12 protein-coding genes are annotated in these 15,552 nt (G+C 40.0%); 8 read left to right on the top strand and 4 right to left on the bottom strand.

Annotated elements, in window-relative coordinates; translation table 11 throughout:
• Positions 1-18: 18 nt before the first annotated feature.
• The gene (gene htpG, locus KI375_RS20700) at positions 19-1,902 is read right to left on the bottom strand and encodes a molecular chaperone HtpG (protein WP_212975314.1); all 1,884 of its coding nucleotides are present in this window, start codon (positions 1,900-1,902) and stop codon (positions 19-21) included.
• A 329-nt stretch (positions 1,903-2,231) separates the two neighbouring features.
• Here htpG and KI375_RS20695 point away from each other — a divergent pair, with 329 nt between their 5' ends.
• Together KI375_RS20695 and sda are read left to right on the top strand one after the other, a co-directional pair.
• The gene (locus KI375_RS20695; protein WP_057981888.1) at positions 2,232-2,432 is read left to right on the top strand and encodes a cold-shock protein; all 201 of its coding nucleotides are present in this window, start codon (positions 2,232-2,234) and stop codon (positions 2,430-2,432) included.
• A 313-nt stretch (positions 2,433-2,745) separates the two neighbouring features.
• A complete protein-coding gene (gene sda / locus KI375_RS20690; protein WP_212975313.1) occupies positions 2,746-2,895 on the top strand; it encodes a sporulation histidine kinase inhibitor Sda in 150 nt (49 codons plus the stop codon).
• A 236-nt stretch (positions 2,896-3,131) separates the two neighbouring features.
• Here the strand turns inward: sda and KI375_RS20685 are convergent, their stop codons facing one another.
• Positions 3,132-3,326: a hypothetical protein gene (locus KI375_RS20685; RefSeq protein ID WP_212975312.1), complete on the bottom strand. Its 195-nt coding sequence runs from the start codon at positions 3,324-3,326 to the stop codon at positions 3,132-3,134.
• 312 nt (positions 3,327-3,638) lie between these two features.
• On the opposite strand from KI375_RS20685, the gene KI375_RS20680 reads away from it, so the two are divergent.
• Together KI375_RS20680 and KI375_RS20675 are read left to right on the top strand one after the other, a co-directional pair.
• Positions 3,639-4,820 (top strand): exonuclease SbcCD subunit D, encoded by a 1,182-nt coding sequence (locus KI375_RS20680; protein ID WP_212975311.1) that lies wholly within the window; start codon positions 3,639-3,641, stop codon positions 4,818-4,820.
• A gap of 21 nt (positions 4,821-4,841) precedes the next feature.
• On the top strand, positions 4,842-7,934 hold the full coding sequence (locus tag KI375_RS20675; protein WP_212975310.1) for an AAA family ATPase: 3,093 nt from the start codon (positions 4,842-4,844) through the stop codon (positions 7,932-7,934).
• A gap of 319 nt (positions 7,935-8,253) precedes the next feature.
• On the opposite strand, the gene sspO is transcribed toward KI375_RS20675, so the two are convergent.
• Positions 8,254-8,400, bottom strand: a complete 147-nt coding sequence (gene sspO, locus KI375_RS20670) for a small acid-soluble spore protein O (RefSeq protein ID WP_212975309.1) — start codon at positions 8,398-8,400, stop codon at positions 8,254-8,256.
• A 61-nt stretch (positions 8,401-8,461) separates the two neighbouring features.
• Entirely contained in the window at positions 8,462-9,295 is an 834-nt protein-coding gene (locus KI375_RS20665; RefSeq protein WP_212975308.1) for a hypothetical protein, read from the bottom strand.
• A gap of 251 nt (positions 9,296-9,546) precedes the next feature.
• Here KI375_RS20665 and KI375_RS20660 point away from each other — a divergent pair, with 251 nt between their 5' ends.
• From KI375_RS20660 to accD, 4 genes are all read left to right on the top strand, one after another.
• Positions 9,547-10,575, top strand: a complete 1,029-nt coding sequence (locus KI375_RS20660; RefSeq protein WP_212975307.1) for a phage baseplate protein — start codon at positions 9,547-9,549, stop codon at positions 10,573-10,575.
• A gap of 170 nt (positions 10,576-10,745) precedes the next feature.
• Positions 10,746-12,026 (top strand): ATP-binding protein, encoded by a 1,281-nt coding sequence (locus KI375_RS20655; RefSeq protein WP_212975350.1) that lies wholly within the window; start codon positions 10,746-10,748, stop codon positions 12,024-12,026.
• A gap of 123 nt (positions 12,027-12,149) precedes the next feature.
• Positions 12,150-13,769 (top strand): alpha-L-fucosidase, encoded by a 1,620-nt coding sequence (locus KI375_RS20650; RefSeq protein ID WP_212975306.1) that lies wholly within the window; start codon positions 12,150-12,152, stop codon positions 13,767-13,769.
• An 854-nt stretch (positions 13,770-14,623) separates the two neighbouring features.
• Positions 14,624-15,490 (top strand): acetyl-CoA carboxylase, carboxyltransferase subunit beta, encoded by an 867-nt coding sequence (gene accD / locus KI375_RS20645; protein ID WP_212975305.1) that lies wholly within the window; start codon positions 14,624-14,626, stop codon positions 15,488-15,490.
• The last annotated feature ends 62 nt before the right edge of the window (positions 15,491-15,552 follow it).

Below are 15,552 nucleotides of genomic sequence, written 5' to 3'. Positions count from 1 at the left end.
CGACTTGTGCCAGACTCCTTAGACCATCACTTTACAAATATCATTGGTGAAGTCGACTGGGTCTTGTACAGGCAATCCTTCGATAAGAAGTGCTTGGTTATATAAAAGGTTGGTGTAAAGGTTTAGTTTTTCTTTGTCTGTTGTAAAGGCAGATTTTAAGGATTGGAACACTTGATGGTTTGTGTTGATTTCCAAAATTTTGTCTGCTTGGACGTTTTGATTATCCGGCATTGCTTGGAGGATTTTTTCCATCTCGATGGTAATTTCGCCATCTGTTGCGAGACAAACAGGGTGGGACCGCAAGCGTTTGGATGCACGCACATCTGTCACTTTTCCGGATAAAATGTCTTTCAACGACTCGAATAGTTCCTTGTTCTCCTCTGTTTCTTCGGAAGCTTCTTTTTCCTCTTTCTCTTGATCGTCAAGACCTAAATCTCCGCTTGCAACAGAACGGAATTCCTTTTCTTTATAGTTCATGACCATTTTGATCGCAAATTCATCTACATCTTCTGTGAAATACAAAATTTCATAGCCCTTTTCTAGAAGAAGCTCGGTCTGTGGCAGCTTCTCAATGCGATCGATCGAATCTCCTGATGCATAATAAATATACTTCTGCTCCTCAGGCATTCTGGATACATATTCATCCAGCGTTACAAGCTTGTTTTCTTTGGAAGAGGAGAACATCAGCAGATCCTGTAAAACTTCCTTATGCATGCCATAATCGCTATATACGCCAAACTTCAACTGTCTACCAAATGCTTCATAGAAAGTTTCATATTTTTCACGATCATTTTTCAGCATGCTTTGCAATTCACTCTTAATTTTCTTTTCAATATTATTGGCAATTCTTTTTAATTGACGGTCCTGCTGCAAAATCTCACGAGAAATGTTGAGTGATAGATCTTCAGAATCCACCATTCCTTTGACAAAGCTAAAATAATCAGGAAGCAGATCTGGACACTTATCCATAATCAGGACTCCGCTGGAATACAATTCCAATCCCTTTTCAAATTCCTTGGAATAATAGTCAAATGGCATTTTCTCTGGAATATAGAGAATCGCATTATAGCGGATCGCTCCATCGACACTTGTATGAATATGTGCCAAAGGCTGATCAAAACCATATCGTTTTTCAGCGTAAAAATTGTTATAGTCTTCATCCGTTAATTCGCTTTTATTTTTACGCCAAATCGGCACCATGCTATTAAGCGTTTTCTCTTCTATAATTTGTTCGTATTCATCCTCTGTGCCTTCCTTTAATTTACTTTCTGTTACATTCATTTTAATTGGATAGCGGATGTAATCAGAGTATTTCTTAATAATCGACTGGATTCGAGCTTCTTCTAAAAACTCATCATAATTTTCTTCTTCGGTATTTTCTTTAATGGTTAGGGTGATTTCCGTTCCAACTGTTTCCTTTGTGGTAGGTTCAATTGTATATCCATCGGCTCCAGAAGATTCCCATTTATACGCTTTTTCGCTGCCTAGAGCTTTACTGATCACAGTGACTTGATCCGCTACCATAAACGCAGAGTAGAAACCTACACCAAATTGGCCAATAATATCATGACCATCTTTTATTTCATTCTCGCTCTTAAAAGCCAGAGAGCCACTTTGCGCAATCGTCCCAAGATTTTCCTCTAATTCTTCCTGTGTCATTCCGATTCCCGTATCTTCTACTTTCAAAATTCGGTTATCCTTGTCAACGGAAAGCTGTATGTAGTAATCATCTTGATCAAAGATTAAAGCATCATCGGTAAGAGTACGATAATAAATTTTATCGATGGCATCACTAGAGTTGGAGATTAATTCTCGTAGAAAAATTTCCTTGTTTGAGTAGATCGAATGGATCATCATGTCTAATAAACGCTTTGATTCTGCTTGAAACAGCTTCTTTTCCATAAAAATTCTCCTTCTTTGCTAAGATTGGCACTCTAAACACGAGAGTGCTAACTACTTAATGTAATACCATACAGGGATAAATGTGTCAAAGGAAAACTCTTCTCTTTCAAAAGATGAGAGAGCGTTTACAATGTTAATTTAAAAATACTTGAACAAATGCTTGCTATGAAGAATTACCTGTGCTACAATAACTTTACACTTAATATGTATTAAATCTTATAATTCACATGTTTTCCCGGGATTATATTATTTACTTAGTTATTCCGTGAAAGCATGTGAATTTTTGTTTACATCGTTATTAAGTAACAAATTTTTGGAGGTATTTATACATGAATCAAGGTACAGTTAAATGGTTTAACGCAGAAAAAGGTTTTGGCTTTATCGAAGTTGAAGGCGGAGAAGACGTATTCGTTCATTTCTCAGCAATCACTGGTGAAGGCTTCAAAACTCTTGAAGAAGGTCAAAAAGTAAGCTTTGATATCACTCAAGGCAACCGTGGCGACCAAGCTGCTAACGTTGTTAAACTATAATCAATAATGGAAGAGGACCGGGGATCTTACCGTTGAGGACGATCCGAGGTCCTCTTTTTTTTTATGGATAAGACTTTGATGTGTGTTCCTAGCCTTAGCGCCATTGTGGCAGACGTAGTGTTAGGGCTGCGTATGTATTTAAAATTCCCCTTTATAACCTAGCCCCAAAGAAAGGAGAAAAGTTCCTTTCTTTGGGGCTGGGTTATTTTGTTTATGGTGGAAAAGGATCAAAAACTTGCATTGAAAACGTTCACTAGATTAATCTGTTTCAGATTTGTGTTACAGAAAGGAGCATAAAAACAATAAAATCGACATGAAAAGATTATCAGACCGTAAACTAATCGAAGCTTACATCAGTGCAAAAAAATTAGGACTTGATCCTAATTTTATTCAACAACTAGAATCCGAACTCACACGACGTTCCATTGATATACATCCAGATAAAACAGATAAAAAAGGGTAGGGATCGCTATCCTTAGGTAAAGTGAAGCCTCAGGCAGTGAGGAATGAGACTTCCCCATTGCTAGAGGCTGCACTTATGCCCAAACAAACTTAAGGCTCTTTAAGCTTTTTAATAGTTCTTATGTTAGGGATTTTCCTGAAAATCAAACTGTATGGATAAAGATTTAATAGTGGTTGTGGATGTCGAATGCTGTAGACCTGGTGGAGGAAAAAGGTGGGTAGAATTCTTTTGCAGAATTAAAAGTAAATCAACATTTTTCGTTGTTTCGGTAAAATGGATGTACTGGAATCAATTTTCCTTTCAAGCCGCTCAAGTCTCGCTTCAAACTCACTGAATTGTCCCTCAAGTTGCTCCAGTTTTTGCTCCATGCGTGTTGAATGAAGTTCAAGCGCGTGTAAGATTTCCTTCAAAGCAGATTCTTCCATTTTCAAATTCACCTCCTTCTATTACTATTATTATAACTTGTCTTATTTTTGTTGCAATAGGGGAATGGTTGTCGAATATTCCGTTAAGTTGTTAGGAAATACGTTATAATAATAGAAATAGATTTTAGAATAATAAAGGATGTTCAAAAAGTCCGGTAAAAATGACACTGCGAATTTCTTCGTTGGCTTGTTTCTCCGCTGCTCATGTATCTAAATGCATACATTCTGCTGCTCGAAACTGCGCCGCCTCGAACTTCTTGGTCCTTTTTATCCTCCTTTTTGAACACACACCTAATAGTTTACGAGGAGTGGTCAGAAGTGAAAATCTTCCATACAGCGGATTGGCATTTAGGGAAATTAGTTCAAGGTGTCTATATGACAGAAGACCAACGATTCGTTTTACAGCAGTTTATAGAAGATATTAAGCAAGAGCAACCAGATGTCGTGATTGTGGCGGGGGATTTGTATGATCGTGCAGTACCGCCAACAGAAGCTGTTCAGCTTTTAGATGAAGTGCTGGAGGCGATCGTTTTACAATTGGAAACCCCTGTATTGGCGATTGCCGGAAATCATGATAGTCCAAGTCGCCTGCATTTTGGCAGTAAAATTATGGAACAAAACGGCTTACATATGTCAGGACGCCTAACGAAAGAATTGCATCCTGTTATGCTTCAAGACGCTTTTGGGCCTGTGCATTTTCATCTTGTCCCATACTGTGATCCAAGCATGGTCCGTAATGTATTTGAAGATGAAGAGATACGGACTCATCAAGATGCAGCACGTAAAATCATTACGGAAATAAAAGCAGGCCTCGATCCTAGAGCTCGTCATGTGCTCATTGGACATGCCTTTGTTACCCCATTTGGGGAGGAGCAAGAAAATACGAGTGATTCCGAACGGCCGCTTTCCATTGGCGGTGCAGAGCATGTTGATGCGCAGCTTTTTTCCGATTTTCACTATACAGCACTCGGACATTTACACCAAGCGCATTATGTTATGGAGGAAAAGATCCGGTATGCAGGCTCGATTTTAAAATACTCGGTTTCCGAGGAACATCACCGAAAAGGGTATTCCATCGTAGAGCTTGATCAGGATGGAGACGTCACGATTACGAAAAAAGCATTTACACCGAAAAGAGATTTGCGAACAGTTGAAGCCACGCTGTCTGAACTATTAGCCCATCCTATTTGTGATGACTATGTATTTGTTCGCTTATTAGATGAAACGCCGATTCTATCACCAATGGAAAAAATTCGCTCCGTTTATCCTAATGCCATGCATGTTGAAAGAAAGCTGTTAGTTACCCAAGCCGTTTCAGCTACGAAACAGTCACGTAGTAAGATGAGTGATGTTGAGCTTTTTCAATCTTTTTACGAACAAGTGAAAGGGGAGAAAGCAACGGAAGAAACGGAAAGAATTTTTAAAGAGATTATGGATGAATTATTACAAGATGAAAACGAAACGTCTGCCCAAACGGAAAGGGAATTTGTGTCAAATTAAGGAAAAAGGAGGGAAGGAAGGATGCGCCCATTAACGTTAAGAATGACCGCTTTTGGCCCATATAAGGATACGGAAATTATTGATTTTACAAAGCTAAAGGAGCAGTCCATTTTTGTGATTTCTGGCAATACGGGTGCTGGGAAAACGACAATTTTTGATGGGATTTGTTTTGCTTTATACGGAAGTGCAAGTGGGCAGGATCGGGAAAATCAAACCATGCTCCGAAGCCATTTTGCAGAGGATGATATCCATACCGCGGTTGAATTAATATTTGAGCTTCACCACCGTACATACCGAATTTTACGGCAATTAGGCCATATCAAGCAGGGAAATAAAACCAAAACCGGTGAGCGTTACGAGTTTTTTGAAATGGAAGACGACAGGGAAGTTCCCTGTGTGGATCGGCAAATCGTTTCTGAGATTGATAAAAAGGTCGAGTCTCTTTTAGGGCTTACACAAGCGCAATTTAAGCAGATTGTCATGCTCCCCCAAGGTGAATTCCGGAAATTATTAACCTCGCAAACGGAAAACAAAGAAGATATTTTACGCCGCCTCTTTAAGACCGATCGTTACCAACAAATTGGGGAAAAACTGCGAAATCGGAAAAAACGGGTGGAGGAGATGTTTCAGCAAGAGGAAAGAGTCAAAGAATCATTGATTCAAAATGTACAAGCGACACTTCCTGTTAGAGAGGGGTCCTTGTTTTTTCAAGTGATCTCCCAAGCGCATTACAATACCCAGCAAATTTTACAAGGGCTGGAAGATGAGGTTGCCTATTATCAAGAGAAAAAATCCCAAGACCATCAACAATATGAACAAGTATACAAACGACATACAGAAAAACAGGCTGAATTTTATCAAGCTCAAGCATTGAACGAAAAATTTGTGGAACTTACCGACAAGAGACAGCAGCTACTAAAATCAACCGAGCAGCTCCCTGTTTTTGCGCAAAAAGAAACACAATGGGAATTAGCTGAGCGCGCTAGCACCCTCGAGCCCTATGAGCAGCAGGTAAAGGAGTGGCGAGAAGAGGAAGAGAAGAAGCGGCAAGCCTATGAACAGGCTGTACACGCAAAGAAGCAAATAGAGGCTGATTATCAGCAGACACTGAAAAAGTATCAACAGGAGGAAGGCAAAGAAGAGAAACGAGAACAGCTGCGCCGAGAGCTTACACGATTACAGGATTATCTGCCGATAGTCAAGGAAATTGATCAAGTCAAAAAACAGATCCAAGCGCTTGAGCAACAGGTCAGTCAAGCACATACTCAGCTTGAAACAGTCAAGCAAAAGCGAAAGGAAAAAACGGATAGCGTAGAGAAGTGGCAGCAGCAGATTGCGGAGTTGGAGAGCGGTGTTAGCAAGTATCCAGAGAAAAATGACTTATTAGCAGAAAAACGTGAGCAATGGAAGGTTTTACATGAGTATCATAAATATGCGCTTAAACAAACCAGTTTGGATCAAGAATTACAGCAGAAAAGGCAGGTTTTTGAACAGAAAAAAGCGGAGTACTTGGAGCAAGAAAAAAATTGGTTCAATCAACAAGCCTTTGTATTAGCAAGCCATTTACATGATGGTGAGGCTTGCCCTGTTTGTGGAAGTGTTGATCATCCCAAGAAGGCGGCAGACAGAGGAGGAATGATTTCAAAAGAGCAATTAGAAACGTTCAAAAAAACGGTGGATCATTGTGAACATGAATACCATGCGCTCAAAGTTGATTGGACTGCAAATACGAAACAGCTACAAGATAGACAAGATGATGTCGTAGCGCTTGACCTCGCTATAGAGGAAGTGCCAATGACATTGGAGCAATTAAAGAAGGAAGGAAAGGTTTTAAGTGAAGAGGTTGAGAAGTTAAAAGGTGACCAGCGGCTGCTTGCCAAATGGAAAAGTGAATTGGACGGACTGCAACAAGAGCTCAAGCAGTTTGATAAGAAAAAAGACGAGCTTGAGGAGCTTTATCAGGAAAAAAGGTTGAAGGCAGAAAATACAAAGACACTCTATATGGAACGGATTCGAACGATCCCAGAAGAATTGCGTGTTCTAAAGCAATTAGAAGCGCAGATGCAAAATACGGAAAAAGAAAAATTAGCCTTAGAAAAAGCTTGGGAGCAAGTGCAGCAACAGCTCCAGAATATCCAAGACAAGAAAACAAAAGCAACAAGTAATGTGGAAAGTACCGAACGGGAGCAAATGGACACAATAGCGAAAAGAAAGAAAATGGAAGCTACATTCCAATCCTTGTTACAAAAATCTGAATTTGCGACAGAAGAGCTTTATCGCTCTGCTAAGATGTCTGAAAAGGTTCGCGCGGAATTAAAGAATGAGATTCAGCAATTTAAGCAAACTCGTTCCTTCCTTGAAAGGCAGGTAAAGGAATTAGAGATCAGTTTGCAAGATAAAGAAGAAGTGAATTTACAACAATTGCAACAACAATTGGAAGAGTTTAAGCAGGCATATGAAACAGCTCTTAATCAGTGGGAGCATTCGAAGAAAATTCATGTGGAAGCCATTCAATTGCGGGACAAGATTATAGAAGCAGAGAAACGTGTCCGTGAAAGTGAACGGCAACTAGCCGTTTTAACCGATTTATTTGATGTCATTCGTGGTCAAAATCAGCAAAAGGTTTCCTTTGAGCGGTACCTGCAAATTGACTATTTAGAGCAAATTATTGAGGCAGCCAATGTACGATTGAAAAAATTATCCAATGGTCAGTATGATTTAATCCGTAGCGACCGCCAGGAATCTCATGGAAGACAGAGTGGTTTAGCTCTTGATATTTACGATGCTTATACGGGACAAACGCGTGATGTGAAAACATTATCTGGTGGTGAAAAATTCAATGCCTCTTTGTGTTTGGCCCTGGGGATGTCGGATGTTATCCAGAGCTTCCAAGGGAATATCTCAATCGAAACAATGTTCATTGATGAAGGCTTTGGTACTTTAGATGAAGAAGCTCTCAATAAAGCGATTGATGCATTAGTTGACCTACAACAATCAGGGAGAATGATTGGGGTCATTTCCCATGTTCAAGAACTTAAATCGATCTTTCCAGCCATTCTCGAAGTAAAGAAAACGAAAGAAGGGCATAGCCAGGCACAATTTATCCCGCATTAACGGGCAGTAATACCCCCACCTCATCAAGGCATTAGAGAATACGGAGAAGCATAGGTGGGGGATACACTGCCCGTAAAAGCCCGATTGGTTCAACTAACAATCAGTGGGGATGAAAGAAAACCCCCACTGATTGAAGATTCACTTTATATTGAAATGAACGAATTCAGGATGAGCCAGCAACCTAGATTGCTGGCTTTTTTCTTGGTATCACTAACAGTCTCTTCTAAGGTGGATAGAACAAGCAAAAGCGATGCTCTGCCCAGTGAGATCCTATTGCTTTGGCAGGGGGAACGTTTGGAAAATGGCACAATCTGCACTGTTATTGATTCTTTTTTCGCTTTTTATTGTTTAATTTCTGCTTAGTGCTCAGCGGTTCTTGCGTCATTTCTTCCTGATAGCCCACATTGCGGCTTGGCCTTTTTTCCGGATTTAATCCTTCCAAATGACTCTCCGTCCTTTTTGCCATTTCTATCACCTCCATCTGTAGTCTGTGTAAAAACGGTAAAAATATGTAAAAAACATAAGATTTAACAGAGTGCTGTGTTTCCCTGTTTGCGATATGTTTCTTGAATCTCCTGTAGCCGCCGTTTCCTTGCCAATGTCTCTTGATCCCACTCTCCTTTAGTGCTATCGCCGGTCTGTTCTTCATGCTGAAACCAATCAGGTACTTTTTCTGTCCGAATGATTTTTCGCTTCGTTGTGGTTAGGGCGGGTGGTTGCTGTGTTAATAAAACTTTATAAGCATACTTCCAGGCAAAAATCGCACGCTCCGCAGTGGTTTCTAAGGCTTGTAAAATTTCTTTAAGCGAAAAGGTTTTACAAGCATAGGCCAACTCTTCTTTTTGTGATGAACGAAGTGGGAAAAAATGCAGTTTCTTTAGATGTTTTTGGACAAGGGCCATTTTCTCTTGGGTCTCCACCTTCATCTGTGGTGTATTTATCTCAGAGCTTGTCTGAGGGGTGTTTTTGGGTTTACTTGTTGTTAGACATGATTTGTTCGTCGTTGCGTCTCTCTTATCTGTCATCACACCCTGCTTATTCGCCGTGAGCTTTTGAGTAGGGAAAATATCAGTTCCATACTTACTAAGAGCATACCAATTAGTGCGATCATAGCAGTGTTTGCCGTGTTGCTCTATTAGGATCAAGCCTTGTTTTTTCAAAGAAGCAAAGATTCGTTTAATGGTGGTAATAGACCAGAAGGGAAAATCCTCTTGCCAGTCTTCATAGGTACGCTCGATCCACACTTGTCCGTTTAAAGGGGTTCCTGCTTTTTCAACGTGCTCGTAGAGCTTCTCGACTACGATACTTTCATTTAACCCAATTGTTTTCGCTAATTCTTTTCCAAATATGATTTTCTCCATTTTGCATCCCTCCTATCCTCCATATAGATACGATAGACGCAAAAGGACACCTTATTAATAATTATTTTTTAAAATATGTTTTAAATGCTTTTAAAATCAAGAACTTAAAGAGGAGCTTAAAGTGAACTGCTCGAACATTTATATGGGATACGACTGTAATCTTCATGATGATCTGCTCGAATGACGAACCACCCTGCGAATATTTTCCATTACTAGGATAAAGCTACATACATATTGCTTGAGCAGAAAGGGTGAACATCATTTTTCTTAAAAATCTGTTCTTGGTCATGTTGGGATTGCTAGCCTGTCTTTTCCAGCCTACTCAGGTGCACGCGGCGATCCCCCTTGCCCAGCCATTTGATGTAAAGGGACAGGCACTAGAAATTTTTCGGGAGAAGCCTTTACAAAATAGCACAGTTCTTCAAGGGATCGGTTTTGATGATCGGCATCAGCATATTTATACTGTGCAATTGATGGAAAAGGGATATCGATTTCCAGACGAAAAGACAGCTGTAAGAGGAGCGGAGCGAGCAAGCAATGGTGATTTGGTTTTAACGAAATTGGATATCAAGGGTCATAAACTTGGCTATATGTATTTGCGAGGATTTGGTCATGGTGTTTCCATTGGCGTCGAACCAAGCAATGAGGAGGTATATATTTGGACGGAAACCGACGCTGTTGCAGGCACAGGAAAAAATGGTTGGGGTACAAGAATTGCCAGATTTCCATTTAGGGATGGCAAAACCATTAATCCAAGCGCTCCTATATTGGAAAAATTTGATTTTTTGCCAAATATCGATCATACAACGGTGGATATTGATCATGCCCATCAGCTTCTAACGATGAGATATCGCCAAAATGGAAAATTCTATTTTGCTTTATACCAATTAGCAGATGTGAAGCAGCATCGTTTTCAGCCGATTGCCAAGATGGCTCAGCCGAAACTTGGGACATTTCAAGGGTTTGCATCATACGGAAATTACCTTTACTTATTAGAAGGGAATGACTACGGAACAAGAGACTCTCAAAAGCCCAACGGTAATACACATATTACTACAATGGATTGGAAAACCGGAGGAATTGTCGAAAAGCAATGGATTGGAATAGCCAATGATCTCCCATTTAGGGAGCCTGAAGGGATGGGGATTTATTTACCTAGAGATCAAGATCCTGATCAGGCTTTATTATGTATAGGCTTTGCTTCTACGATCACCAAAAATAATCCAGACAAATTAGCCAGTATATATGGATTTCCCCTAAAACAACGAAATAGACACTGACACAGCTTCTAAGCTTAAGCTAACAGCGATTCTGAATGGAAATTTGCTTTGAATGACGGATCATTGTTGATGAAAAGCTTTCTTTCTCATTCCAAAAAAATTTCGCTCTTTACGTAACCCATATTTTTTTATACTCTAAGGAGAGGTCAAATAATAGCTTGAAGGAGATTATGCATTTGAAAGAAAGTTCGTTTATTATTCGCATGCTCGAAAATACACGTGAGATTCTCCCGAATTATCATGATTATGGGTATGTGCTGAAGCAAATATTACAGGTGATGAGGGAGAAAACAGGTTACACGCTAAGGTTATTTTTAGACAGTGAGGGACAAGAAGAGATTTGGTCTGTGCTTCAGGAGGATATTGAAGTTGGCAAAGCTCAACTTGTGGCAAATATTTTTGATTATCTCGAAACAGGGATGATTACCTATGAACAAAATGGGGATCAACAAGGCTTTGTTATTAAACCTTCTCTAAATAACTCAGTCTATTATTATCCCGAGCATCAGGTCGGCTTAATAAAATTACCTATTTTTCAAAGTCATGCTGATTATGAGAGAGAGTTTATTTTAGCAGAAAATGATCATGCTCTGTTACTCTTTTTGACTTACGTCTATGAACGTCAAAAGGAGATTATGAAGGGAAGCGTGACGGTTTTTACGGATACAGAGGATGGAGTCGAGAGGACGAAGGAATGGATTACCCAGCAAGTCAGCAGAGAGGATGTCCTCTTAGAAGAAGACTTGAAAAATGAGGTGTATCGCTCGATTGACGAGTTTTTCAATGAGAGTGGGGGATTTTTCAAAACGTACAATATTCCGTATAAACGAGGGATATTGCTATACGGGCCTCCTGGCAATGGAAAAACCACTCTCGTAAAGTCGATCGCAGGAAGTATTGATGCACCTGTGGCCTACTGGCAGATTACAGAATACACGTCTAGTTACTCGATTCAAGAGGTATTTTCTATTGTCGCCAAGATGGCCCCGATGGTATTGGTGATAGAGGATATTGATTCCATGCCAGAATCCGCGCGTTCCGTTTTTCTAAATGCTTTAGATGGAGCGACATCAAAAGAAGGTCTTTTCCTAATTGGGACAACGAATTACCCGGAGAGAATTGACCCTGCTTTGATAAATCGCGCGGGACGATTTGACCGTGCCTATGAAATTAAGACGCCAAGTCTCGCTTTAAGGGAAAAATATTTGCTTGGCAAAAAGATCGATCGTTTTTTAGAAAAAGAGGATATTCTTGATCTGGGAAGGCAAACAGAGTCATTTTCTGTGGCGCAGTTAAATGAGCTCTACACATCTGCAGCCCTGCAATGGCACTATGAACAATCGGTTGATCTCAATACATTGATTCAAAATTTAAAAGTTGCAAATGAAAAAGCACGCACACAAGAATGGGAAACAGATGAGTATTCATCTGCAATGGGATTTGATATGTAGAAGGGTAGCTTCTAAGAAAAATAGATATGGAGAGGAGGAATGATTGAAATATCTTCCTCTCACCATATAATAAGGTAGAAGATAGAAAAGTAAAAGCGCTGTCACTATAGAGGAGGATGACGTATGAAGGGGATTACTGCAAACATTCACATAATGAATGATTCACGAGTAGAGGCTTGGCAACAGTTAGAATATGGGATGTTTATTCATTGGGGACTGTATTCAGAAATTGGCGGAGTTTGGAAGGGACAACCTGAAACAAAAGGATATAATGAGCAGATTCAAATGTGGGCCAATATTTCGGAAGAGGAATATCTTGAGGTGGCCAAGCAGTTTACAGCTGAGCATTTTAATCCAGAAGAAATTTGCCAGCTTGCCAAGGATGCGGGCATGCGCTATATTGTTCTGACAACAAAGCATCATGATGGATTTTCCATGTTTAAGACGAAAACAACCGATTATAATATTGTTGACCGAACGCCATTTGGAAAAGATGCCTTAAAATTATTAGCGGAAGAATGCCAAAAACAAGGATTAAAACTGGGACTCTACTATTCTCTTGTTGATTGGCATCAGGGTCATGAGTTTGATCATAATAACTGCAATGAAATCCCTGAGTCGATTGACAAAATCATTGAAGCCCAGTTACAAGAGCTTTTAACGAACTATGGACCGATCGTCGAGTTGTGGTTTGATATGGGGGCTCCTACCCTTGAACAAAGCAAGCGATTTAAGCAGATTGTGCGCGAATATCAACCAAAAGCTGCTGTGAATAGCCGGATTTGGAATAATCAAGGGGATTTTCGTACATTAGGGGATAATGAAGTGCCTTCTGTTCCGCTTGATGGAGCTTGGCAGACACCAGCGTCCATTTACCATTCGACTTGGGGCTATCGAAGCTGGCAAGAAAGAAAGGATCTTACTGGAAAGGTGCAAGAACTTGTGAAAAGCCTTGTGAAGGTAAGAGCAAATGGCGGGAACTACTTGTTGAATATTGGGCCGCGTGGGGATGGCTCGATTGTGGAATATGAAGCAGATGTATTAAAAGGAATCGGCGACTGGTTAAAACGCCATCAGCATGCCTGCTTAGATTCAACTGCGACCTTATTTGGAATGCAAGCTTGGGGAGAAGTAATGGCGAAAGATCAGGAGCTATTTTTATATGTGATGAATTGGCCAGAAGAAGGAAAACTCCGATTACCAGGCCTAAAAACAGATGTAAAGCAAGTGCTGGAAGAGGGAACAGGAAAGCCGCTTAACTGGAAATTTGACAATAATGATGTTGTGATTACTTTATCCAGTAAACCTCATGACGAGATTTTACCTGTAGTTAAAGTGGAATTAAGTGCAAAGCCCACACTTATTCCCAACCGTACAGTGGAGGAAAAAGCTGGCGAGTGGAATATTCATAAGCAAGATCTTAGCTCTCGCCATAATTACAAGGATGATGGCTCCTATTTTTCTACAAAACAAACAATTGTCCAGCTGGCGGCCTATCTGGCTAGTCAACAAGAGGGAGAGGTAACCTTAACTGTAACAGGAAAAGCTGATCCGAAGGCGCGATATCGTATCCAGATCGGAGAGCACGCGCATGTTGCGACAGGGGAAAACCTCACAAATATAGGACCATTCCATCTATCTGCGAATGAAGTGATTCCGCTCATTATTGAACGAGCAGATCCTGCCTACAAGGGCGAGGATATCGATTTGGAAGTGGATAAGCTCAATTTAAAACGGAAATAGAACCAGAACCAGATCCTTATTTTATCAGGGGATCTGGCTTTTTTATGGTTATGGAAACTACAAAATTGTTGCTTGTGGATAGCTAGCTTATGTGGTGGTCGACATCCAGCTCCAGCGCCCAGCGACTAGCAAACTTTCAGCTTCTGCTTGCGTAAGTCAACATCGGCTCATCCTTACTATGAAAGTTTGTACGTCGCTAAACAGGCGATTGCGCTTTTGTTCTGGAAAGGAGATGGGGAATTCTGACAATTCTCCTTTTGTGGGCATTCTTTTTACGGTATGATTGTGTAAGAAGGCTGTAATAGAAGCTGATCATATTTACTCCATGCATGAAAGCGGCCTGTCTTAGGAAAGGAAATAAAAGAATGATAGAATTACGAAAAATAAACGGGGACAACATAGATGAAGTAATAGCACTTGAGGTTGGCGATTAAAAAATTGGATGCTAAAAGTGAGGGAAGCTATGGGATCGAAAGTGAATATTAAAAAAATAACAAGTCAACAACCATTTTGTGCAGGGGTACCATCTCAAGAATCATTTGGAATCGTCAGTAAAATATTATTAAATTAGTCTTTAAAAGAGAGTTACTCTGTCAATTAAAGGGATTTTAACTGCTGAGAGTTTCATATATTGAATATTGACATTGAACCAGCGTTTATCCCGCATTAACTGGCTGTAAGACCCCCACTTCAAGAATTCGTGGAAAAACCTAGAATTGTAAGTGGGGGATCAACAGCCAGTAAAAGCCCGATTTGTTCAACTAACAATCAGTGGGGGATGAAGGAAAACCCCCACTGATTGAAGTTTCACTTTATATTTTATTAAAAAATTTATAATACGAGGGAGTAAACCTATGATCGGTAAATTTTTTAAGAAAAAGAATAAGCATGCAGTCATACCGCCTGAAAATGTTAAACGGACCATTCCAAAAGGGATTATGACAAAGTGTAAAAAATGTGGAGTTATTCAATATTCAAAAGAACTACAAAAAAATTTAAAAGTATGCATATCATGTGGATTTCATTTTAGACTAAATGCATATGAACGAATTAATTTTACAGTTGATGAAGAAACCTTTGCTGAATATGATCAAGACTTGATTGCTTCAGACCCTTTATCATTCCCAGGGTATTCAGATAAGTTAGAGAGAAATAAAAAAAGTTCGGGTTTAAAAGATGCTGTTATTACGGGGGAAGCCGCAATAGGGGGATTTCCGGTAGTCATTGCAGCCATGAGCTTCGATTTTTATGCTGGTAGTATGGGGGGAGTAGTGGGAGAAAAGCTAGTAAATGCGATAGAGAAAGCAAGAGAGAAAAAATGTCCACTTATCATTTTTTCGACATCAGGGGGAGCGCGAATGGAGGAAGGGATTTTAAGCTTAATGCAGCTGGCTAAGGTTAGTGTAGCTCTTTCTAGATTCGATAAAGATGGAGGTCTGTTTATTTCGGTTATTACAGATCCAACCTACGGTGGCGTTTCTGCAAGTTTCGTGATGCAGGGGGATATTACGATTGCTGAACCGAAGGCTTCTTTTGGCTTTGCCGGCCGTCGTGTGATTGAGCAAACGATTGGTGAAAAATTACCATCTGACTTTCAAACTTCTGAGTCTAACTTTGAAAATGGTCAGCTTGATAAGATTGTTGAACGTAAAGAAATGAGAAATACCCTTATAAAAGCTCTGGATCTCCATCAAATTTCTAGTAATCTTCGTCTCCAATAGAATACTAGCTAATGGGTACGTTTACAATCGCTCTATTTAAAAACAGAGGAAAAGGGAGAATA

Origin of the sequence: Bacillus sp. J14TS2 (assembly GCF_018333015.1) — a bacterium.
Taxonomy (GTDB): Bacteria; Bacillota; Bacilli; order Bacillales; family Bacillaceae_C; genus Lederbergia.
The sequence above is the reverse complement of the archived record's forward strand: the minus strand, read 5'-3'. Positions and strand labels throughout refer to the sequence as shown.